Origin of the sequence: Fibrella forsythiae (assembly GCF_017353175.1) — a bacterium.
GTDB classification, from domain to species: Bacteria; Bacteroidota; Bacteroidia; order Cytophagales; family Spirosomataceae; genus Fibrella; species Fibrella forsythiae.
This window is the reverse complement of record NZ_JAFMYW010000001.1, coordinates 356,654-377,633: the sequence shown is the minus strand read 5'-3', so window position 1 is coordinate 377,633 and position 20,980 is coordinate 356,654. Positions and strand designations below refer to the sequence as shown.

Annotated in this window: 37 protein-coding genes; 27 read left to right on the top strand and 10 right to left on the bottom strand. The window is 50.6% G+C overall.

Going from position 1 to position 20,980, the window contains the following annotated elements; genetic code table 11:
• Positions 1–7: 7 nt before the first annotated feature.
• The 22 genes from J2I46_RS01980 (at position 8) to J2I46_RS01875 (ending at position 10,573) form a co-directional block, all read left to right on the top strand.
• Entirely contained in the window at positions 8–1,189 is a 1,182-nt protein-coding gene (locus J2I46_RS01980; protein ID WP_207327249.1) for a phosphoadenosine phosphosulfate reductase domain-containing protein, read from the top strand.
• On the top strand, positions 1,170–1,553 hold the full coding sequence (locus tag J2I46_RS01975; RefSeq protein ID WP_207327248.1) for a hypothetical protein: 384 nt from the start codon (positions 1,170–1,172) through the stop codon (positions 1,551–1,553). Before J2I46_RS01980 ends, J2I46_RS01975 begins: the two co-directional genes overlap by 20 nt.
• A 14-nt stretch (positions 1,554–1,567) precedes the next feature.
• Entirely contained in the window at positions 1,568–2,113 is a 546-nt protein-coding gene (locus J2I46_RS01970; protein ID WP_207327247.1) for a hypothetical protein, read from the top strand.
• A 254-nt stretch (positions 2,114–2,367) separates the two neighbouring features.
• The gene (locus tag J2I46_RS01965; RefSeq protein WP_207327246.1) at positions 2,368–2,640 is read left to right on the top strand and encodes a hypothetical protein; all 273 of its coding nucleotides are present in this window, start codon (positions 2,368–2,370) and stop codon (positions 2,638–2,640) included.
• A 181-nt stretch (positions 2,641–2,821) separates the two neighbouring features.
• Positions 2,822–3,415, top strand: coding sequence for a hypothetical protein (locus J2I46_RS01960; protein ID WP_207327245.1), 594 nt, complete (start codon positions 2,822–2,824; stop codon positions 3,413–3,415).
• Entirely contained in the window at positions 3,412–3,774 is a 363-nt protein-coding gene (locus tag J2I46_RS01955) for a hypothetical protein (protein ID WP_207327244.1), read from the top strand. Before J2I46_RS01960 ends, J2I46_RS01955 begins: the two co-directional genes overlap by 4 nt.
• Positions 3,771–4,142, top strand: coding sequence for a hypothetical protein (locus J2I46_RS01950; RefSeq protein ID WP_207327243.1), 372 nt, complete (start codon positions 3,771–3,773; stop codon positions 4,140–4,142). The genes J2I46_RS01955 and J2I46_RS01950 overlap by 4 nt, the downstream gene beginning before the upstream one ends.
• 11 nt (positions 4,143–4,153) lie before the next feature.
• Positions 4,154–4,447 carry a hypothetical protein gene (locus tag J2I46_RS01945; protein WP_207327242.1) on the top strand — a complete coding sequence of 98 codons (294 nt, stop codon included), beginning with the start codon at positions 4,154–4,156 and terminating at the stop codon, positions 4,445–4,447.
• A 10-nt stretch (positions 4,448–4,457) separates the two neighbouring features.
• Positions 4,458–5,012: an ImmA/IrrE family metallo-endopeptidase gene (locus J2I46_RS01940; protein ID WP_207327241.1), complete on the top strand. Its 555-nt coding sequence runs from the start codon at positions 4,458–4,460 to the stop codon at positions 5,010–5,012.
• 83 nt (positions 5,013–5,095) lie between these two features.
• Positions 5,096–5,374, top strand: a complete 279-nt coding sequence (locus J2I46_RS01935; RefSeq protein WP_207327240.1) for a hypothetical protein — start codon at positions 5,096–5,098, stop codon at positions 5,372–5,374.
• 13 nt (positions 5,375–5,387) lie between these two features.
• A complete protein-coding gene (locus J2I46_RS01930; protein WP_207327239.1) occupies positions 5,388–6,029 on the top strand; it encodes a hypothetical protein in 642 nt (213 codons plus the stop codon).
• Positions 6,026–6,190 carry a hypothetical protein gene (locus tag J2I46_RS01925; protein ID WP_207327238.1) on the top strand — a complete coding sequence of 55 codons (165 nt, stop codon included), beginning with the start codon at positions 6,026–6,028 and terminating at the stop codon, positions 6,188–6,190. The genes J2I46_RS01930 and J2I46_RS01925 overlap by 4 nt, the downstream gene beginning before the upstream one ends.
• Before the next feature lies 1 nt (position 6,191).
• A complete protein-coding gene (locus J2I46_RS01920) occupies positions 6,192–6,638 on the top strand; it encodes an ASCH domain-containing protein (protein ID WP_207327237.1) in 447 nt (148 codons plus the stop codon).
• A gap of 1 nt (position 6,639) precedes the next feature.
• Entirely contained in the window at positions 6,640–6,909 is a 270-nt protein-coding gene (locus tag J2I46_RS01915; RefSeq protein WP_262897992.1) for a DUF4031 domain-containing protein, read from the top strand.
• 2 nt (positions 6,910–6,911) lie between these two features.
• Positions 6,912–7,100 carry a hypothetical protein gene (locus J2I46_RS01910; protein WP_207327235.1) on the top strand — a complete coding sequence of 63 codons (189 nt, stop codon included), beginning with the start codon at positions 6,912–6,914 and terminating at the stop codon, positions 7,098–7,100.
• Positions 7,097–7,360, top strand: coding sequence for a hypothetical protein (locus J2I46_RS01905; RefSeq protein ID WP_207327234.1), 264 nt, complete (start codon positions 7,097–7,099; stop codon positions 7,358–7,360). The genes J2I46_RS01910 and J2I46_RS01905 overlap by 4 nt, the downstream gene beginning before the upstream one ends.
• A gap of 73 nt (positions 7,361–7,433) precedes the next feature.
• Complete coding sequence (locus J2I46_RS01900; RefSeq protein WP_207327233.1) at positions 7,434–7,826, top strand: LytTR family DNA-binding domain-containing protein; 393 nt, start codon at positions 7,434–7,436, stop codon at positions 7,824–7,826.
• Positions 7,820–8,245 carry a hypothetical protein gene (locus J2I46_RS01895; protein WP_207327232.1) on the top strand — a complete coding sequence of 142 codons (426 nt, stop codon included), beginning with the start codon at positions 7,820–7,822 and terminating at the stop codon, positions 8,243–8,245. The genes J2I46_RS01900 and J2I46_RS01895 overlap by 7 nt, the downstream gene beginning before the upstream one ends.
• Positions 8,242–8,742 (top strand): hypothetical protein, encoded by a 501-nt coding sequence (locus tag J2I46_RS01890; RefSeq protein ID WP_207327231.1) that lies wholly within the window; start codon positions 8,242–8,244, stop codon positions 8,740–8,742. The genes J2I46_RS01895 and J2I46_RS01890 overlap by 4 nt, the downstream gene beginning before the upstream one ends.
• Positions 8,739–9,347 (top strand): hypothetical protein, encoded by a 609-nt coding sequence (locus tag J2I46_RS01885; protein WP_207327230.1) that lies wholly within the window; start codon positions 8,739–8,741, stop codon positions 9,345–9,347. The genes J2I46_RS01890 and J2I46_RS01885 overlap by 4 nt, the downstream gene beginning before the upstream one ends.
• A gap of 14 nt (positions 9,348–9,361) precedes the next feature.
• On the top strand, positions 9,362–9,610 hold the full coding sequence (locus tag J2I46_RS01880; RefSeq protein ID WP_207327229.1) for a hypothetical protein: 249 nt from the start codon (positions 9,362–9,364) through the stop codon (positions 9,608–9,610).
• Positions 9,611–9,763: 153 nt separating this feature from the next.
• Complete coding sequence (locus J2I46_RS01875; protein WP_207327228.1) at positions 9,764–10,573, top strand: DNA adenine methylase; 810 nt, start codon at positions 9,764–9,766, stop codon at positions 10,571–10,573.
• Between the two features lie 58 nt (positions 10,574–10,631).
• On the opposite strand, the gene J2I46_RS01870 is transcribed toward J2I46_RS01875, so the two are convergent.
• Positions 10,632–11,141 (bottom strand): GIY-YIG nuclease family protein, encoded by a 510-nt coding sequence (locus J2I46_RS01870; RefSeq protein ID WP_207327227.1) that lies wholly within the window; start codon positions 11,139–11,141, stop codon positions 10,632–10,634.
• A 44-nt stretch (positions 11,142–11,185) separates the two neighbouring features.
• On the opposite strand from J2I46_RS01870, the gene J2I46_RS01865 reads away from it, so the two are divergent.
• The 5 genes from J2I46_RS01865 to J2I46_RS01845 all read left to right on the top strand — a co-directional run bounded on the left by J2I46_RS01865 (position 11,186) and on the right by J2I46_RS01845 (position 13,114).
• A complete protein-coding gene (locus tag J2I46_RS01865) occupies positions 11,186–11,389 on the top strand; it encodes a helix-turn-helix domain-containing protein (protein WP_207327226.1) in 204 nt (67 codons plus the stop codon).
• A gap of 180 nt (positions 11,390–11,569) precedes the next feature.
• Positions 11,570–12,013: a hypothetical protein gene (locus J2I46_RS01860; protein ID WP_207327225.1), complete on the top strand. Its 444-nt coding sequence runs from the start codon at positions 11,570–11,572 to the stop codon at positions 12,011–12,013.
• 1 nt (position 12,014) lies between these two features.
• A complete protein-coding gene (locus J2I46_RS01855; RefSeq protein ID WP_207327224.1) occupies positions 12,015–12,299 on the top strand; it encodes a hypothetical protein in 285 nt (94 codons plus the stop codon).
• 3 nt (positions 12,300–12,302) lie between these two features.
• Entirely contained in the window at positions 12,303–12,797 is a 495-nt protein-coding gene (locus tag J2I46_RS01850) for a hypothetical protein (protein ID WP_207327223.1), read from the top strand.
• A 104-nt stretch (positions 12,798–12,901) separates the two neighbouring features.
• Positions 12,902–13,114, top strand: coding sequence for a hypothetical protein (locus tag J2I46_RS01845; RefSeq protein ID WP_207327222.1), 213 nt, complete (start codon positions 12,902–12,904; stop codon positions 13,112–13,114).
• On the opposite strand, the gene J2I46_RS01840 is transcribed toward J2I46_RS01845, so the two are convergent.
• From J2I46_RS01840 to J2I46_RS01800, 9 genes are all read right to left on the bottom strand, one after another.
• Entirely contained in the window at positions 13,085–14,866 is a 1,782-nt protein-coding gene (locus tag J2I46_RS01840) for a structural protein (RefSeq protein WP_207327221.1), read from the bottom strand. The genes J2I46_RS01845 and J2I46_RS01840 overlap by 30 nt on opposite strands.
• 88 nt (positions 14,867–14,954) lie before the next feature.
• Positions 14,955–15,338, bottom strand: a complete 384-nt coding sequence (locus tag J2I46_RS01835; protein WP_207327220.1) for a hypothetical protein — start codon at positions 15,336–15,338, stop codon at positions 14,955–14,957.
• Positions 15,339–15,341: 3 nt separating this feature from the next.
• On the bottom strand, positions 15,342–15,518 hold the full coding sequence (locus J2I46_RS01830; protein WP_207327219.1) for a hypothetical protein: 177 nt from the start codon (positions 15,516–15,518) through the stop codon (positions 15,342–15,344).
• Between the two features lie 23 nt (positions 15,519–15,541).
• Entirely contained in the window at positions 15,542–17,029 is a 1,488-nt protein-coding gene (locus J2I46_RS01825) for a phage portal protein (RefSeq protein ID WP_207327218.1), read from the bottom strand.
• Positions 17,030–17,041: 12 nt separating this feature from the next.
• Positions 17,042–18,514, bottom strand: coding sequence for a hypothetical protein (locus J2I46_RS01820; RefSeq protein ID WP_207327217.1), 1,473 nt, complete (start codon positions 18,512–18,514; stop codon positions 17,042–17,044).
• Positions 18,511–19,317 carry a terminase small subunit gene (locus tag J2I46_RS01815; protein ID WP_207327216.1) on the bottom strand — a complete coding sequence of 269 codons (807 nt, stop codon included), beginning with the start codon at positions 19,315–19,317 and terminating at the stop codon, positions 18,511–18,513. Before J2I46_RS01815 ends, J2I46_RS01820 begins: the two co-directional genes overlap by 4 nt.
• A 150-nt stretch (positions 19,318–19,467) precedes the next feature.
• Positions 19,468–20,043 (bottom strand): hypothetical protein, encoded by a 576-nt coding sequence (locus J2I46_RS01810; RefSeq protein ID WP_207327215.1) that lies wholly within the window; start codon positions 20,041–20,043, stop codon positions 19,468–19,470.
• Positions 20,044–20,083: 40 nt separating this feature from the next.
• Positions 20,084–20,680 carry a glycoside hydrolase family 19 protein gene (locus J2I46_RS01805; protein ID WP_207327214.1) on the bottom strand — a complete coding sequence of 199 codons (597 nt, stop codon included), beginning with the start codon at positions 20,678–20,680 and terminating at the stop codon, positions 20,084–20,086.
• Positions 20,681–20,753: 73 nt separating this feature from the next.
• Entirely contained in the window at positions 20,754–20,942 is a 189-nt protein-coding gene (locus tag J2I46_RS01800) for a hypothetical protein (RefSeq protein ID WP_207327213.1), read from the bottom strand.
• Positions 20,943–20,980: the final 38 nt, after the last annotated feature.

Sequence of the window (20,980 nt, the reverse complement as noted above, 5' to 3'; positions counted from 1 at the left end):
TCGCATTATGTCTCAGCAACTCCAACTTTTTGAAGCCCAGCGCCTGAACTTCAGCATTGAAACGGCCCCGCTGATTAGTGAGCAATTGGCGCTTCATGCACCGGTACTGATTGGCGTTAGTGGCGGCAAGGATTCAACGGCCGCCGCAGTGGCCACCTGCCGCTACCTTGACGAAATCGGCCATAAGGGGGAGCGGGTGCTGATTCATGCTGATTTGGGTAGTGTCGAGTGGAGACAATCGCACACGATTTGCCAACAGGTAGCCGATTTATTAGGCGTTGAGCTGGTGACGGTTCGCCGTAAAAAAGGCGATATGATGGCCCGCTGGCAACAGCGGTGGAATGACAACCTGATCAGGTATGCCCGCCTTGAATGTGTCAAGCTGATTCTGCCCTGGTCTACCATCATCATGCGGTTCTGTACCTCGGAGATGAAGGTGGCCGAAATACTGAAATATGCGGCTAAACGCTGGCCGAATCAATCCGTCATCAACGTCACAGGTATCCGACGGGAAGAGTCAGACGAACGGAAGAACGCCCCCGTTTGCGCTATTAATAAAAAGCTGTCTAATCCTGACATAGGGCTCTATAGCTACGATTACAAGCCGATTGTTAAATGGGAACGGGCGGAGGTGTTCATGTATCATAAGCTGTTTTGCTTACCCCTCCACGAAGCCTACACGGTCCACGGGTCAACCCGCGTGAGTTGCGTGTTCTGCGTGCTGGGTAGTCAGAGTGATCACAAAGCGGCCGCATCCTGTAATGACAATCAACCCGTTTTGCTCCAGCAGGTTGATCTGGAAATTGAATCTGCCTTCAGCTTTCAGGAGCGGTGGCTGGGCGACCTGCGCCCTGATCTGCTGAGTGAGGCCCAAAAGGCCGGGCTGGCTAAAGCCAAAACGATTGCCATCCAACGGGCAGCGATTGAAGCCAGAATCCCCCAGCATCTGCTCTACGAAAAAGGCTGGCCCAATGTCATGCCCACCTACGAGGAGGCTCAACTACTGGCCAGCGTCCGAAGCCAGGTTGCCGCCTTGCAGGGCATTCAGGTTGGCTTTACCGACGCTGACAACATCCTCGACAGGTACGCTCAGTTGATTCAGCTAAAGCAGATCCGGGAGGTGAATGCCGCCAAGAAGAAAGCCAGAAAAGAAGCTAAACAAAAGGCCAATGAAAAAGCCCTCGCCTGACACCGGCACCGCCACGGCCGCTCAGCTAATCAGCTGGGCCATCGACCATTTCACCCGTCACCCTGACCTGCGGCGAAAAGAGAAGATTACCCTGTCTGATCTGATAGAAGCCGGGAAAGTTCGACGGCGTCTAATCACGCAAGTCAATTCAGCAAAGGGACCTAGTCCCGGCAAAACCCAGCGTAAGGTTGATGAAAAGGTGCTCACCGCCCGTATAACCTTTCCTAACGATTGCATCATGGACTGGTATAGAAACGGTCAGATCTACCAGGTTAAGGAGGTTGACCATTTACACTTCGAGGTGGTTGAGGGAGACTACAAAGGCTGGTTGATTCGTCAGGATCACACCGATTTATCAGACTAAATAATACAATTCTTATGAGCCTAAAACCTGCAACCGTCTATGTCGAACGCTTCCCCGACAATGAACTGAGTCGCATCAATGAATTTATCGATGAGGAGTTTAAAGGGATCGTGGTCCTGTTGGAAAGGCAGTACCGTGAACCACTACACCCCGAGGTTACCTCTCAGGTGTCCGCTGGTGATGAATACCGTTATCTGGTAGTCAACGATAAAATTCGCGCACTGGCCTTCGTTCGTCGTACCGACTTTAATCACTACGAGCTGATGCTGACCTCACTCACCATTGATCAGGGGGAGCTCGTTTATGACAACGCAGGTAAGATCTGGGACCCGAAGCTCTTCATTCACATTGATGCAGTCGGCCCAGCGTTCAGCGGACCGATCAGCAACTGGCCAGACTGGAAAGCCGCCTATGATGCGGCTCTGTCAGCCGATGGGCGGCACGTACCCGGCGACCGCGCTGTGCAGTACTGGACGGATATCCGGCAAAACTATTTCTACCAGTCAATTAATCCGGTCGAGACCCTGAAAGCCTTCTATTATACACCCCACTTAGACTAAGTACAATACCGTAGCGCTTCCCGGTGGGGTTAACCGGGCGAGGAGCGGTGGCAGGGGTCGTCCAGAGGCAGTCTTTTAGGCTGAATACACCTCAGATGGTGAAGCGACGGGGCGTCCGATCTAAGTAAGCCGGTAGGTGAATAGTCGCTCTGCGGTTTTTCGCAAACGCCTCCAGACCGCATAGAAAACCTTTGCCGAATACGGGTTCGACTCCCGGCGTTACGGCCAACCAGTAAAACAGAACCAGTACACAAATGGAAGAACAACCCAAAACGTACCGCGTCATCGTCAACCCAAAGGGTGGGTATAGTGATGAAAAGGTCAGAATCAGTGAGGAAGGTGCCCTCCTCATCTGGGCAGCCTATACGAAACTATTTGGCCGGGCTCAGACCATGGAGCGGCGGGAAAGCCGGGGCGGCATCTGCTATACCAGCGAAATCAATCAATGGAAAAAAGATGGCCAGTTGCCAGCCGACTTTGATTACACGGCTTATATCGTCGATGAGCCTTCAGCGCCTACGCCATGAGTAAGACCAACTACCCGCATCTGGTCATGGGTGGCAGAGGGATGTTGTGCACCCACTGTGGCCAGTCTGAACCCGTTGGGTTGCCCTGTAGCATTCCCATGTTTATCGAAACGACTAAAGCCTTTAACAAGCTCCATCGGCACTGTAAACCCAAACCAGAAACTCCTAAAACGCCAATCGTATGAAAATGGCTAAAGCCAGCAAGGCCGACATTCAGGCTGTGCAACACTTCTTTGACAACCTCGATACGCTTATCGAAGAGGATCGTTCCGATGAGGCTATTGCCGCCTATGTGCGATTGGCGCTAGCGGGCCGGGTAGGTACGTCCCACGGCCGGGTCACCTGGGGCTGTGACATCCTGATCGATACCTGCTGTGACCCGGATAAGACGTACCTGGACTGGAAACCCTCGCTTCGGAAAGGTATACCCCAGACCCATACCGACGATGGCCAACGGCTTTTCTACATCATCAGCTATGAGCATTCGTATGGGGGTATTCTAACATTCTGGCGACCCAATAACGCTGGCTACACGAATAATCCATGGCTGGCAGGTACGTATACGGAATCAGAGATACGGGCTGATATGGCCTACTATCACCGGGGTGAAGACGGTTCTGTTGCTGTGCCGGTGGAGGAGTTGCATGAGGAAGGCAGGTACGTGATTCGGCAACTGGTCGATGCCAATGTCAAGGAGAAAGAAAAGCATCTCAGGCGGGTGAAGCTGGGTATTCTCACCCAGGATGAAGCAACGAAAGATAAAGAGCCTGTATGATTACAGAACTTGTTTTCCCCTATTCGACCCCCTCACTCAACGATACCAAAGGGGAGCACTGGCGAACCAAGACCCGCCGCCGCAATAAGTACGAGAAACGGATATGGGCTTTAACGCGCAATAAACATCCCGGCCGCGTCCGAGTCGAAATCTACCGGCACTGTAAGCGCAAATACGATCATGACAACTTCGTAGGTGGAGCCAAAGACTTGATCGATGCCCTTAAGAATCAGAAGGTCATCGTCGATGATACGGAAGCTATTATTGGTAAGCCTCATTACGAACAAATTACACTGATTGGCCGCCAGCCCATTATGACCGTCGTTCGGATCATTGATCTACCTGAACCTGAATTATGAAAAAGATTTTCGTCATAGGCAGCTCTGCCGTTGTTAGCCAGATCCACTTTGCCTGTGCATTGTCTGGGCTGAGTGTTACCCAGCTTATTCCAACCCAGCTAATTGAACGACTAGAGGCGCATCATCAGGAGCCTTGCGAAATCGAGCTTTTCGCTGATGACCTACGATCAAGGGTAATGACCCTAGAGGATAAAGTTGGTAACCTCAAAGAAGCATTCGCTAAAATGGCAGTGTATGGTAAGTCGGAGGCGTGTATGCTACCCTATGAACGCCCACCGAACGTACCCAAATCACTGGGTAGACCGCTGCCGGCCAAAGCCAGACACCACTCCATGAACCGGAAATGCCTGCCCTGTAACCGTAAATAGATCAGTTCAACATGGAAACCCCTCACCCCATCGATGTTCAAAAGCTGATCGACAAATTGTATCACATTGTGCATCAATTAAACGGGAAAATTAATGATGCCAAACAGACAGCGGCTTACGCCTCAACGTTGGGCATTGATCTGGAGCGGGAGGCCGAGCACGAACTATTTGTGTATGAAGAACGACTGGCCTACACACTCATGATGATTGATACAGTCGACTGGGTACGGGGTCGTAAAGCTCACCACATCAGCTATGTGAGAGAGCTTATGACCGAGCATTATAAAGTAATTGGCAACGAATAAAGCAGCTCTAATGACTCGTAAACGACAAACGCAGATCGAAGCACTAGCCAGTAAAACACTGATGCATGCTCAAGCCTATCAACTCCCGGTGAATCTGCCCAAAGTGGCTAAATCATTGGATATTGATTTGATCGGGTTTGATTTTGGTGATGAGATAACCGGCTGTATGCTCAGGAGTGACGATGGCCGGGTACGCATTGGTTATAATGATCAGCTGCCCACGCGTACCGTGGGCCGGTTTGCTATTGCCCACTCAATGGGGCATCATGTGCTCGAACATTTTGAATACATGGCCCGCCCCGAGGTGAGCGCCAATTACTACACCATTTTCGGTATCAGTGCACTCGACCACAAAAGTCGCAGTGAGATGGAGCAGGAACGGGAGGCCAACGCCTTTGCCGCCGCCCTGTTGATGCCTGCTGACCTGGTGCTGGTAGCGATTCAGAAATGTGCGAACCCGGCCGACTATCTGCGGGCGGATCTGCTGCTATCGGTAGCCGATCGGTGTCAGGTTAGTCCCCAATTAATGGCCCTGCGACTAAGTACATTGTGCGCACTTTGGTAAGCTGTTTATCAGAAAGCCAGCTATTTTTTTGTTCATTTTGGTCTTCATAGTGAAGACTTATCTATATTTTACATTTTATCGACATGGCGAAAAAACGAGTCAAGCAAGCCAAGGCAGTCCCGCATCAGCAGATCATCGTTGGTCATCATCCGTCACTGCCCGGGGTCATTGTCCGGGTAACGATTTTAGAAAAGGGAGAGTGTTTAGTCGAGCGGTCTCCCTACCGTCAGACCAGCATTAGCCTGCGTGACGGTAGCCCAATCGAGAGTACCCAAACGTTTGCCCCAATCACTGAACCGATTGACTTACACAAACATCTGATTGCCGCATTAACCAACCGCCCGGCCGAGTGGCCAGTCTAATCGAGTAGTACGAATGAAAGAGACCGAGATAGGTGATAAAGTAGTGCAGTTCTTTCAACTGCCGGGCAATGAAGTGTTCTGTGAAGTGCCTTGCGCTGGTATTATCGATGTTGTCATCAAGCAGGGGACAATCATCATAGCGATTGAATGCAAAGTCAGTTTTGGCCTGTCTGTCATTGAGCAGGCGGCTAAAAACCTGTACTATTCGCATTACAGCTATGTAGCCGTTCCCCAAATCAGCCGGGGAAGCTTTGCCTACCAGATTTGCAAAGAATATGGCATCGGCATTCTGACGACCGGCAAGACGGAACAGAGTAATGTTTGCGAGGCTTTAGCGCCCCGGCTTCATCGCCGTATCACACGTCCCAAGCTACCCGAATTCTGCAAACTAAACCGGGCCGGTGTTCAGTCGGATCGATGGACATCGTTCTCGTGGTTTGTTGAGACGATGAAGCGCGAGTTGAGCAGGCATCCGGATGGGCTGACCCACAAGCAGGTTTTCGATAAATGCGGGCATTACACCTCAGCCGCCTCGTTGAAATCGTCGCTGCTCAAATACGTCCGCACCCAGGTAATTACCGGAATCGAGTTTCGTGACGGCCACTTTTTTCTAACAAGCGCTCACCAAAACGTATCCTCAAAAGCAGGTCTATGAAGACATTATTAATTGGCGATGTTCATGGCCTGCTACCTAACTATTTCAAGGTACTGGCTGAACATAGGTCAAGCCGATCAATACAACTGGGGGATTTCCAGGACCGCCAGTGCCTTTCGTATGCTACGATTGTGCGGGCTAATCACATAACCATCACATAAAATGAAAGCTATCACGCTTCAAGATGATGCACCAAAGAATCCAGTTCCTTGGTTGACACTGGTCGAATACAAGATCAAAACGATCGAAACGCGCCGAAACTGGAACCGTCCTAAACATCGGGGTGATACTCTGTTTACGGCCTCGGCGACGTCACGAACGCCAAACGCAGGCTTAGCTGTTTGTGTGGCCAATGTCGTAGATATCGTACCGATGACAGGATATCATGAAGCAGATGCGTGCATTGAGCTTTTCGATAATGCCTGGGCATTGATACTGGAAGACCTGCGCTGGCTTACCCGCAAATTTCCGGTAAAGGGAGCGTTGGGCATTTGGGAAGCGGATGTGCCCGCTGATGTGGAGTTCTACGTACCTGATCCCTCACAGCTATTGCCCAGCGTCTACCCTGATTATCTGAAAACGCTCATAAGTCAATCTGCAGCGAGGTAAGATGGTCTACGTCGACAGCTTTAACGCACCCTATCGCGGCATGAAAATGTGTCATATGATTGCCGACACGACAGATGAACTGCTCCAGATGGCCGATAAGATTGGCGTTGCCCGTAAATGGATTCAGGACGTGGGTACTTACAATGAGCACTTCGACGTCTGCCAAACTAAAAAGGCGAAGGCCCTTCAACTGGGCGCACAGGAAGTCACGTTTATGGAGCTGGGCAGAATGCTGGCAAAAAGACCAGGCCACCCGCTATTTCAGAAGTAGCTATGACTCGTTACAAATACCTCGGAGACCGCTACACCGATGAGGTGCTGAAAGGCGCTACCTGCACGGCCGTGCGTGATGAGCGGGGCAAGTGCATCCGGGGGCGTAATGGATCAATGCTGGTCAGGTTTGACAGCGGCCTGGTAGCGAACGTGATTGGTCGATTACTGCGTAAAATCTCAACACCATGAACCAATTCAAGATTAAAACGGATAGACTTAATCCTGGTCTAAGTGAGGTCGTTATGGAGCTTAGTGCCGTTGTTGATACCTCCTTCAAGCGGCATGTCTTCCCTCATCTCTTTGCCGACGGAAAGACAACCGGCGTACGTACGCCACTGGCCAACGGTCGCGCCCGGTACCGGCTGCTGGTATATGATGCCTCGCTTGTTCATGCCCTTAAGTCGGCTCTCTACTACGGCATTCACATCGATCAGGGTCAGTTAAACTAACTGCAACAGTATTGACAATTCGTGCAACCAAACCGGCAAAACGTGCATGAGAATGCGCCTTTTCTGCAATAAAATGAGTCAAATCAGTCATAAACAGGATAAAGGCACAATACAGGTGCGCATCATGAAGCAGGGGCATCGAGCCTTCGTGCCCGCCAGCCAGATCGAATACCTGAAATCTGACAGCAACTATTGCTACCTCCACTTTACCGACAAAAGCACCCATTTGATCGCCAGCCCCATGGGGGGCATGCTCAGCAAGGTTGGTGAGGGGTTCATTCGGCTGCACAGCCGATACCTGTGCAATTCGGCTCATATTCGGGAGGTGGATCTGCGCGGGCTAAAAGTGATCATGCAATCAGGCGCTATCCTGCCCATCGCTACCACCCGGGTCAACTACCTGGTACCGGTACTGCGGCAGTGGGCCATGGGGTCTGTAACCAACCCTCCGACACAACTATGGTAAAACCAATCGATACGCTGCTGGCCGAAATCCAGGCGTGTACTACCAAGGCTGAACTCGATACGCTGATGGACTACATCAGCCAGTATGGCCGGCAATACACGCTGGTAGACCTGCGTCAGTACAAAGAACACCGCGATGCCAAGCTGATGCAGTTGATTAATCAGTTCATTGACCATCACTTCCCGCCTGCCACCGTCAGGGCGCTGAAGAAAGTAGACTTTTTCAAAAAAGGGAAACTGACTCACGAGGATATCGAGGCCCGGGTCTGCCAGTTCTTTGGCCTGGATTCCATTTTCGAGTACGCCAAGATCGGCGAGGGTACCGGGGTTCACCTGTCACTGACTAAAAAGGGCATTGACGAGGGAGTTCAGGCTAATTTCATCATGGGTCAATCAACCAAGTCAACCGAAACAACATGAATGCCATCGTACAATTTGAGTTATGCACCCTCACTAATGAGGAACTGGTCCAAAAGGTAGACCAACTCACCGACCAGATCTATCAGACGGGTAAAATTCCTTCTCGGTATATTCCAGCCCGGCCAAACGATGACTATGATTTGCTGGTGGGTGAACTGTGCGTACGCTTTGCGAAACTTACCAATCTGGAGACTGTCAAGAAAGAAGTGACAGTAACAGTCCGTGCCGAGGAGCCCGTTGAAGAGGAGCCAATGATGAAGGTTCTTAGTCAGGATACTGCCCTGGCAATAGCCGCCTGCCCAGAATACGTTCCGATGCGTTTGTTAAATGAAGAGTGGGCGCAGCGTAACCATGGTCAGAGCCTTCAACGACTCAATGAGCGGGGTGGGCTATCAGTCTGCGAGATTTTGGCCAACATGTCAAAGCGGCGCTGGCACCCTGTAGCCGATAACATCGCCGTCGCTGAGCTTAACACCCTTCTAAAAAAATTATCATGAACTATCACCTGTGTTCCGCTGCAGTCATCGAGCATATGCAGCCCAGTGAAGTATCGCATCCCTTCCCCTCGGGATATCCCGACGATACCAATCAGTACTACGTGGCCCGCTTTGACTATGAAGAGGCTGAAACGTATTACAATCGGGTCATTCTCCCCTATAACGAAAAAAGCCGGGTGGGCGTTGATTTCTGGTTTCGCACCTGCAACCCTAATCATATCGACGCGGCGGCCGTAAGGCGAATGAGCCTGAAGGAATGCCGACGGGTAGGGCTATTCAGGGCCATTGAGAACGCGCTCAGGCTGACCAACGAGACTAACCGGGCATTGACTATTTACAGCCTGGCTGAGCAGTTCAATTGTTCGCCCGTTGAGTTTATTAATAAGATCGCGCCGATTCCTCAACCCGAGGATCAGGTGAAGTTACAGGAGAAGTTTTTACGACTAGTCGCCGGTCAGGTTGATCAGCTGACCAGATACGGCCGGTTTCCTATACGTGCGGTAAATACACACGGGATGGTTGGTGGCTCGATTCTGGATCTGGGCGAAACCATGGGCAGGTACACGGTTAGTTTCAACCGGATCAATAAGGCAGTCTTAGATTAAACAGGCTCCGCTTCATGGACACGCAAACAGATAACGATCTGTATTACTATCACCTACCGACAGTTGATCCCGCTGAACACTACGAGTTGGGCGAGTGCATTGTGCGAAAAGACCCCAGTCACGCCCACCCCGAATGGATGATTCTGGAGGTTCTTTCCCAGCAGGTTTATTATCTGGTTCAGGGCCTTTATGGCGATGGTATAGTGGGCCCCCCGAAACGGCTGAGCATTCGGGAGGCCCACTTTTATTACGAAAAGGCGTAGTCCGCTTCTAAGGGCTGTCAGTGTGTCTAAATCGCAAGTTTAGATAAAATAGGCTCAATTATATACCTCATTTGTAGGCTCTATATTTTTGTTGAAACACAGACAGGGTTGGTGCCGGTGCGAACAGGTCGCTTCAGCACTGGCCTTCCCGCTATGGATCAACAACCCTCCTCTACCAGTGTCCCAATACGTTATTACGGTGGTAAGCAGAATATGCTTAAACACCTGCTACCTCTGCTTCCTGAACACCGCATTTATGTGGAAGGCTTTGTGGGGGGCGGTGCCCTGTTTTGGACCAAGCCGCCCTCCTCGTTCGAAGTGATCAACGACACCAACGGTCGGCTGCTGGCCTTCTACAAAGCCATCAAGTACGATTTCGGTAGTCTGGAACGGCTCATCGACGAGACGTTTCATGCCCGTGAGCAGTTCAACGAAACCAAGGCAATCTATCACGACCCCAACGCCGACGAGATCGAAGTACTGGCCATGGCGTGGGCCATCTGGGTGCAGGCCAATCAGGGTTTTGCCGGTCAGATGGGCAACAGCTGGGGCTATGACCGCAGCGGCAAAGAGCCCAGCACCCTCTACAACAAAAAGAAGCGGTTTACCGACGCGTACAAGGAACGCATGCGCTTTGTGACTGTTGAGCAGCGTGACGCCCTGAAGGTGATCGACGTGTTTGATTCACCGCACACGTTCTTCTATTTGGACCCGCCCTACGTTTCAGCCCATCAGGGCCACTATAAAGGCTATACCCGGGAGGACTTTAAACTTTTGCTCGACAAGTGCGCCACCATGCAGGGCAAGTTCCTGCTGAGTTCCTATCCTGAACCGGATCTGCTCGAGTACCGCGCCCGGTTGGGCTGGAACGTACAGGACCACGAGCAGACGCTGGCCGTGACGAGCAACCGGGCGGAGAAGAAAAAGAAAATCGAGTGCCTGACCTGGAATTACGCCCTGTAGGTACGTTCTGCTATGAGTAGTGAAGCCTGGTCGATGACCGGGCTTTTTTTATGGCCGTTTACAAGCTTAACAAATACTTATTCATTCGCTTGAGATCCTCCATGGACAATCCGTACAGATCACCTTTTAATACCAAGCAAACGCCAGTATGTCGTACGTTAACCAGCTTCGCCACAGCACTCTTTGTCAACCCCTTTTCTTCCATAATTTTATTCAGCTTCACAACATCAATGGCATCAACCTCTGATTTTAACCGACAGGGTGGCATGCCATTTAGTAGGCCCAAATGCTTATACTTTAAATAGTATAGCATTTCCTGCTCATCCAGATCGGTAAGGGTACACTCGCATAACAGCATAATGCGTGGCTGTTGGCTACGATGAGCTAATTCTTCAATCCAGTGATGAACCGTACCCGGCTTAGGGCGACCTCTCTTTCTGAGTGCCTCCTGTTGGTGCTGAATGAAACGGTACAGCGGATCATTTTTGGTTTTACCCACGTAACGGATGAGGTCAGTTTCCGGGCAAACAAGAGCATATATATAGCCTGTCGGTGTCTGTGATTGCATACCCTAATTTATCACTTATATTTGACATGTCAAAATAACGTGACATGGAAACAATCAAAGAGAAAATCAAACGAAAGGGGGTCACTGTGGAGCATGTTGCTAAGATGTTGGGCGTTGACCGGGCTTACCTATCTCGTATTATCAACGGCAAGTATCAGCCACAAACGGACGACCTTGAAAAACGGGTTCACCAGTATCTGAATGCTCTAAATACAGATGATAGCAGCCTAGTGGCAAAAAAAGAGTAAAAATAAATGTCAATAATTTGTGACATTTAAAAAGTGCCTGTTACCTTTGACATCCAATTAAACAGATACTTTTTAAACAACGCAGACAATGGCAACGCAATTAGAGAAAAACTTCCGGGTATGGTTTAAGGCAATGAAACTGGACCTTGCTACCCGCTCAAACGGGCTAATTATCAACCGATGAACAGCACTCAACTGACAGAGCAGGTACTTGATCAGCTCACGAAGCATCAACCCCACCCTATTTCAGCCTCCTTCATCGCTGCTTATAGTGAACGGACAATTGATGAAGTAAAAGCAACGCTGATTGACCTGGTGAACCAACGGGTTGTCCAGGTTACGCTCGAGGAACCTTATCACTACCGTCTTATGCCTCTGTCAGCAACAGAGCGGACGCCGGTGGCACTAACGAAGGCCCAGTATGAGGATGCCTGCAAAAAGGCCAATGGATTATCTGCTGATCGGGATATCGTATCTGTGGTTGTTCTGCCTGAAACTGTGCGGGTAAACATGGATGCTACGGCATTACCACCTAAGCGTTCGCGTTTAATCAGGCTGGACTTTCAACTGGTTGCCCCAATGATGAACCAGCGCCGGTGTATCACCCCATTTGTCATAATTTAAGATGAACCCAGCAACGCCCCAATTGCCTACTGAGGCCCAGATCAGCCAGACCATTGCCTTTATCAAGCGCCGGTTTAACCACCCCAACATGGCCAAACCCATCAACCGATCGGTGAAGGAAGGCTATACTGAAGCCATTCGGATTCTGGCCGAGGGCATCACCGATCCCCGGCTAATCGATGGCCCAACCACCGTGCAGGGCCGGGCTATCGCTGATATGGCTATCGATTACCTGAAAGGGGGCCGTTCACAGCACGTACTGATCAACGTACCGTTAAAAGCTTAAGCAATGAGACAATTAGTGATTGATTCGGATGAACTTGGTCAAGATGATGGCGAAATGCAACGCCTTGAACTGACGTTTGATGGAGAAGAGGAATCTCCCTTCACTTGTTACGTAGGCGGCTCTCTTTCTGTTGAACCTGAGAATAAAGAATTCATTCAGCTATCTATTAGTGAAGCAACTGAATTGCGTGACTTTCTCTCCAGCTGTCTGGATTCACCTGCCTTGCCCAAGCCTAGCACTAAGGTAACGGTGACGGTTTACCTCGATGATGATCCTGTAGTGGGTCTTCTGAGTGCTATTGACTGTAAGGTTGAGTTTGATTTACCATTTTATCCCGCTGTTGGAGATAAAATACGAATTATGGCAAAAGGCGAGCCTATACCTGACTGGATAAGGTGTTCAGAGGCTCTATGGGAAAAGATTAATGCAGGCGGGATTATTCTAACGGGCCGAACCATTGACGTCAGTACTGTCGACTACGATGGTCAACTTTGGTAATAGTTGCAAGTCAATAAATAAGTGGAAACCCCGCTACAGGTTTGTAGCGGGGCTTTATCCTTCAACGAACAGGTTTCTCCCGTCTAACGTTATTAAAGTGCCCTATGAAAGAAGAACTGACCACCGCCATGCATTCGGAGTTTACCGTTACCGAAGTGACCGAGATGAAGCATAAGGCGTTTGCCCTGTTCAAGATGATCTCACTGGGTTACACGCAGGCCGAGGCATTGGAGCAGATGGAATTGAGTGCTGATCAGGTACGTCCGCACCTGGCTGCCTACAACAAGTCAGCGACCAAACAGGTAGTCTTCGAATAAGGCCCGCTGCTCTTTGTTGCCCAGGTCCATTACCCCGTTCCAGTCCGTGCCCAACAATAGCTTCTTACCGAAGGGTTGCTGAGCGATCAGGTGCATGGGGAATAGCTCTTCATCCTTGACCCTGCTCCAGAGTTTATTGAAGGCTTCCAGATCTTTCCCTCTCAGGTTTTTCTGAGCCATGCTGTTGACCATGCGCCGGTCGGGCTGGTAGCTGAAGGTGAAGCCGTACCGTGCCCAGGCATAGCCACCCACAGTGATGTTAGCCTGTACCTTGATCAGATCGATCGATGCGTTCGTGTACTGGGCATAGAGGTCCTTGAATAGCTGTTTAGACAGGCCTCCCCCCTGCAATGAATCAGGAATACTTAGGTACTCGTGTTTGACCACCCGTTTATAGCTACCGTCATCCTGACGCTCCCTGTAAAAATCACGCTCGAGATAAAAGTACTCTTTGCCTTTGTGCCCTTCGACGATCATGTTCAGCTTGCCCATGTAGGCTGTCAGCTGCTTTTTCTCGACCGTAATCCCCGCTTCGGTCAGCGTTTTGGTCACCTGTTTGCCAAACAGATCAAAATCAAAGCCAGCCCAGTCCGGAAACAGCTCGTTGAACTTCTCCTCCGTACGGCCGTGCGGGTCCCAGCCTGCCGCCTTCATGGCCTCGAATGGAGTTAGCTGAACGGCTGGTTGAGGTTTGACTGCCTGCACAAACGGTTTGTTCTCTGTGATGAACAGGGGCTTCACCGGTGCCGCATTGAGCTTATCCCGGTTGGTATTGACAAAGTTAGCCCAGCCCTGGTGCGGTTTGTCGATTTGATTCACGCTGCGGAAGCCGCTCAGATCTTCCCCATTCAACACCATCTCGGTCAGCTTCTGCATCTCCTCGGCCGTGGCCAGGATTGAGATGACATTACACCGGCACTGGGGATGCCAGCCCCGGAATACAAAGTCTTTCGGATACCGCCCCTTCAGCGACTCACAGACGTCACAAACATGGCCCCGGTTAGACCGGCGTACCTCGATACCTACCACAAACGGCATAGTCTGGTACCGAAGAGAATCGGCCTCCCGGTAAGACCGGTTAATCTCGGTACGCGTGAGCCGCATGGCATTCTTGTACGAAGACCGGTATACGCCACGGCCGGGCGAATAGGCTTTAGCCGCTTTAGAGAGCACCAGCTGACCACGCTCATTACGTACACGTCGGAATAACTGATCCGGGTTTTGCAGGTACTGCCGGATAGACTGACTCAGCTGAGACGCTGACTGACCAGCGTTAATACCTACATCAAGCCCTAGTTCTAATTCCTGCTTGAATTGACCCGTATAATTGAACACGCGCTGGGATAGGCCCAGTCCCCCCACCTTACGTACCTGAAAGGCCGCCAATGCGTCTCCATTTCTGGCGCCCATGTACTGGGCTGCCAGTGAGGTGGACAGTTGACCCGTTTGCATCAGGTGCGATACCATGGCGTCGGCTTTCACGCCCGCCCCCTCCCAGGCATCGGCCGTGCCACGGGCTACGATAGTTTGCATGCCCAGCGTCATATTCTGCAGCAGGTTCTTCAGGCGTTCGTTTGTCTGCGGATAGCTGGCGAACCGAAATGGTTTTTTCGGGTCAACGCTTAATGTACCTGCCAATGCCACGGCTTCCCGGATGGCCATCTGATACAGGATATCGATCTGGGCCGCGTAGGCGTCAATTCGGGCAAGGTGCTGACTTTGCCAGTCGGACCAGGGGAAGGGTTTAGACATAAGCGGCTGTACTGTTTTTGTGCAGGTTGGTGAAAAACCGTACAAACCCCCCGAATTCGGGGGAATTAAAATGATATGAGTGTACTGTTTACGGTCTCAGGCTTGTGTAGCGCCAGCCTTGAAATCCCCTCATCTCTACTTGCTCCTCTTTGGGCAGGCTTACCCAGTTGGCCAGCGCCACCGCATGCGTTGAGGTTTTCTCTTCCATCAAATACCCCTTGTCAATCCATTCCTGGGCAGGGGTGGAAGAGATGATGTGGAAATAGCCCCGAACTCTTCCATCATAGATCAGGAAGCAAACGGAATCAGTCAGGTCCTTTTTAGGTGCTTTGGCCATGCGCACAAACCACAACCATTCGGAGCCTTCCTCTTCGCCCCAATCGGTCACGCCATCACAGCGCCGAAGTACCCGTTCAGCCGCCTCGAAGGTTTTGAAGCGGCCCTTGGGAATGGTTACCAACAGGTTGTTCATCGTCTAATTAGTCGTGCTCAGCATCACATCAAGTTTCGGGCTGATCTCAAAATCGTAATGCGTCGACATGTTCTGAGCCTGGGATAGCTCGTAGAGGAGGCAGTCAGGCGTGACCTTGATGGCCGTAACCATCCGGGGTAGCTGCTCTTTATCAGTGACCAAATAGACGATTTGTTTCAAGGTAAAAGCTGGGTGTATAACCATTATATAGTCGTTGGTTCAGTCAGGCTTACCTCTCTGCTCTTTCTCTCGTCCTCATCAATTTGTGTCAGTTCCTTCTCTACGTCATCAACCAATCCGGCTTTTGCTACGGCTGTCCGGCGCGAGAGTATAGCTTTACCAGCGGTAGCGGTCATTAGATTACTCAGCCATTCGGTAGCGTCAGTGATCGAGAAGGGCACTATAGTCGGGCTGATGTTGATCTCTTTCACCGAATCTTTTAGCGATGTATTCATGATGCCGAGGTAGTTCAACAGAAGCCTCACCCGCCGCTCCAAATAAGCATCGAAGATTTCCCGTTTCTCCTGCACTTTCAAATGGGCATCTGTCAGCAGCATCTGCAACGCAACACCAGATATAGCGTTAATTCCTTTGACCGAGTCGAAGGATAAATCAGGTGTCTGCGTAAAGGTGTAGGCAAACTTCAGCAGCGTTTCTATCTCCAGCTTCACGGCATCGGTAGCATGGTCCCACGAGAGGTATTTCATCTCGGGTTTTTCTGTTCCCCCGTCCGTTTCAAGCTCAAAGATTGAATTTGATTCTCCTTTTTTTGCGAAATTCTTTATCGTACCATTCGTGATCACCAGCTTAGGTGAGCTGTGGTAATCATTGGTTTCCGCAAACTTTGACATCAGGTATTCCAGCCGCTCAATAATCGATTGTACGTCATCCCAGTCGACGGCTTCCTGTTCGGCGAAAATAATCGGGATCTTGCCTGTCGTGTTTGGGCTTGATTTAATCTCAACGCCCTCCTGCGTCGTAGACAGTGTGGCCAGTTGCCAGTTGCCGTTTATCTCCTGGAAAATAACCGTTTCCTCATCGGTGTACACGTCAAAATGAAGTACTTTCTTTGCTTTGCCGTCAACTAGAATATTACGGTTATACTCCCGGCAGAAAGCAATCATGTCACCGAAATCATTGTAAAACGGGTAGAGAAAATCACCCCGCATCGGAGAGAAAACCTGCATCCGCATCCGTATGTCGCTATCAAAACCGTACCGATTGCTTTTCTCCGTTTTTATTGGGTACCAGCATTCAGCCACCTGAGTCGCACTGGCCAATTGACGGGCTAACTGGCGGTTGACAGAGTCCAGTTTATTGTCGGTCCATATCTGCTTAATAGCGTTCAACAGTTGTTGAAAACTCTTATTGGTACCGGTTTCACAGCTTAGATCGACCGGTGTACCAAACAGGAACGAAGCTCCTTTTTTGACAATCACCTTTTGCAGAGGTATACCGATCCGGTTAATCTTTTGAGTGATATCCTGACCGTCATTATCCTTTATTGACCGATCAGGGTATTCTCTTTTATCGAAGATTTTATGGCTTTTCGGATTGTACTGTTTGATGTACTCCTTTATCTGGGCAGCGATGTCATTGTTCGTGTCTGCCTGCCGGTTATTGGCCTGACTCTTGAGTAATTTGACCGATTCTTTAGCATCAGTCGTTTTGGTAATATCAATAACTTTCATGAGTTAGCGTGATTAGCCCAGCATGCTGGCTGCCTTGGCAGCATTATCCTGAGTGGTTGATCCTTTCAAATGGTATTCGATTGCGTACGAGATCAAGTCGACAGCCTCATCGTGAGGCTGGGTTGGAAAGCCACAGACTTCGGTAACGAAAGCCTCATTCCATACGCCGGAGATTAGGTACACCCGGCCCACCTCAATCTTTGGTGTGACGGCATTGAGTCGTACCAGCTTGGAATCATTGGGTGACGGGGTATACGTTATGTTGAGCTTTGTTTCACGCTTTATCGATTGTACCGTGGGTAGGCCTGCTGTCTTAGGCTCAATGCGAATGGTACTGGTCTCTGTGTAGCCTTGCGCTCTAACGTAGGTAGGTAGGAATTTGAGGAATTCAGGAAACTCCAGCCGAACGGTTGTATAGTCCAGAATGAAGAGGTCATTCCCGATTCTACAGGTAGCCAATAAGCCCGAGGGGTCGTTTTCCTGTTTATCGGTAAAAGCCGTATCGCCAAAAAAGATGATTGGTTCGGTTTTACGCATCCGATTGAATGTCTCCCGGCTGACGAACTTGAACCACTCTTCTTTGACGATATTACCCCCTTCAACAGATGGGGTTTGATCGAATTGACCCGCGTACTCCCGGCTGCCCAAATCGACCTTTGCCTCGGCCAGTACCTTGCGGTTGAGGCGACGCGGGTCAAGCAAGCCGTCGACGTAAAACTTTCGTAGTTCGGCCGGCTTGACGTTGGGCCCATCTTCAGCAGGCAGACAGATGTGCCGGATGTTGTCCTCTTTCTTCTTCAGCAGAAAGCCTGTCACATCGTCGGCATGGAGCCGCTGCATGATGGTGACCACCGGGGTGTTCTCTTTATCGACTTTCCGTGAGGAGAGCGTTTTGGTGTGTTCGTTGGCCGTATTCCGCAATTCATCCGACAGTGCCTGCTTGGGATTCAACGGGTCATCATTGATGATCACGTGACCATGAAACCCGGTAATGGCCCCGCCCGATGAGGTTGTGTTTCGGTCACCGCCCTTGGTATTGGTATACGAGGCTTTACCTGCTTTGTCACGACGGATACGAACCTCCGGAAACAGTTGCTTGAAGAGGTCTGAATAGATAATGTCACGGGTTTTAACTGCATGTTCTACACTTAACTTACCGGCATACGAGTTGGAGATAACCCGTATTGTCGGATCGATGGCCCATAGCCACGCTGGCCACAGAATTGTGACGATGGACGTTTTGGTTGTTCCGGGCGGAATGTTAATCAGCAAGTCGTATGGTTTGGCCAGGCGATCTTTAATGAAAACCGTCAGTTTCTGCAACTCCTCACAGATGAAGGGAATATGCCAATTATAGATTGGCTTTTCCTTGATGATGACACCCCAGAACGATTTAACAAACTCGAAGAACGATTTAAGGCACCGCGACCGCTCAGCCATAATCATGTTGGCCAGCATTTTAGCGGAGAGGACTAGCTTGATCATGATTGTCGGTTTAGTCTGGCTAGTTCTACCAGCATGGCTTGCATTTCTTCGGACAGACCGGATATGTCCACTTCCTTGAAGCCCGGATCTGTCTCTTTGCTTGGCAACTTGCCATTGAGCTTGAGAATCGTTTCCTGCGCCCGATCGGCTGGGTAGAGTTCGATCTGTGGCCTCCCCTTCTTGTCGAAAGTCAGTTTCTTGATTCGCCCTTCTGTTTCGGCATCTCTGAGCTTTTCAAAGTCCACCGACACTTCTCTGACCTTTACTGTTTCAGCTACGTCCCGGTAAGCATCCGGGTTAAACCGAAGCTCGATCTGGTAGCGCCGCATGGACATCTTTCGCTCCTGCTGCTTTACAAAATGCTCATCCTGTAGTTTGTGCAGTTCCTCTTCATCAGCCTCCTCATCGGTTTTACGCCCCTTCCTTTTTTTGGGTTTGGGTACGTAATCGCCCATCCCCAATTCCTCGAATAAGGTTTGTTCAATATCATGCTCCAGCTGTAAGGCGTCGATCAAATCCTGCAAGGGTCTACGCACCATTCTGGTCTCGATAACCTCCCGGATGATCAAGCAATCGTTGAGGCTACTGCGGGCCGTGATGCCGATGCGGTACGCGGCCTCCTCCCAGCTGACGTGCATCTCCAGCAGTTTGGCATTGACTGCCGCTCTGATCTCTGGATTGCACATCAGCTCATACCCGCGCTGCTTCGCTGATTTTGCACTATACCCAGCCTGGATAGCCGCTTGAGACCGCACTAGGCAACGCGCAAACGCCTCAACAAACCGTTCCTGCTGTTTGGTCATCCGTTACTATTCGTTACCTTTCGTTACCTGTTTTGAAATTTCCGGGGCGTTTTTGGCCGCATTCCTTGCTTTCCAGCCCCTCGGCTCGTTTTCATCGCTTACCGTTCGAGAATTGTATTATTCTGCTTTTTGCGCACCCTTAAGTCTCCCCTATCGCTCCAGCGCGTCAATATCCTGCTGCAGCTGCCTAGCACCTTTCCGCGCCACGATTTCATTGTACTCTTCCAGCCACTCACCAGGCACTGTTCGGCCGGCTTCCATGTAGCGTTTAATGGCGTCGTTGATATCCTGCTGACGCTGCTCATCAATGTACTTGCGGTCCAAAAGGCCACGAGGCGGGCGAACAAAGTGCTCAGGCTTATAGGGGCTGATCTTATCAATGGTTACCCAATCGGTTTGGTCGTAACCACACGCCCCCCCCGAGAAGTCGCCTTTCAGCTCCAGCTCATTGGCGCGGACGCCTACTACTGTGAAGTAGCCGTTGGGGAACAGGTCGTGGTGAGTCACCTTATCCCCGAGGATATACACGTGGCTGGTTTCGGTAGCCAGGCGCAAGTCGCCTATAGCTACCCACTGTGAGCGAGGCTGATTGGTGCCTACCAGATTAACACACGGAATTACTTTGGCTTTTTTACCATCTGCATCAATGCGTTCGATGACTAGCGAGCCGTATGAATCAATTCGTTTGACCCGGTCACCTGGCTTGAAATTCTGTTTGTCTTTCATGTAAAATAGCTTAGCTACTAAGACGTTTATGTGAAAATGATTAGGCAGCGTCAGGCATGAAAACCGCCTGGCATTTACCCAGATAAATCCGACGGGCCGCATACCCATTGGGCAGTCGTCTCTTTGAACCGGGTTTAGCCACGGACCCCTGATTGATGGCCTGGGAGATGCTGAGCACGTCGTCCCGATCGGCGTACACGTTCAGGTTGCGGGTCTTCCAGTACCACAGTGATACCAGCACGGCATCATCAGGCCGTTCGAGCCACTCCGGATGAGCCAGGTAGTCAATGCCCGTCTTTTTGCTGTAGGCTGCGTAGTTGGTTCTGCCCGTGCATTGTATCAGCCCTCTGCCTTTGAAGCGCACACCGTCGCCCGGGTGAATGTTGCCCAGATCAACACGTCCTTCATAGTCGGCGCCACTGGCATACTCTTCGGCCGTCTTGAACTTGTCCGCCTCGTGGAGCAACTGCGCCAACAGGTGAATCAGTCGCAACGGTGTGGTAATCGCATACCCAGCCATGGGCAGGTAGCGATTCAGCGGATCGATGTAGGTGCCAACATGTTTAGGGTCAGCCCCGCATTGAACCAGCTGTTGTTTGGTTACCACCGGCGACCATGATAAGGGGTTAGTTTCCATTGGTTGAACGATCAAAACGCATCAGAACTTCATTGTGAAGCCCTATATGAGCAAAAAATAAGGTGAAGTGTACTTACTGACAGAACAACGTAATCCAGGTGGCGATGAAGGCTGCCAGCGCCATCAGCCAGAAGATGTTCCACTTATGGTTGGTTGGCCGATCGAGTCGGAAAATAAAGCGGACCATGCCAACCCAGACAAATAGCAGGATGATGGCCGCGAAAATGAACCAGTGCAGTTCGATACAGAATATTTGATGCATGATGATTGATTAAGGGCAGAGGCTTACCACCAGAATAT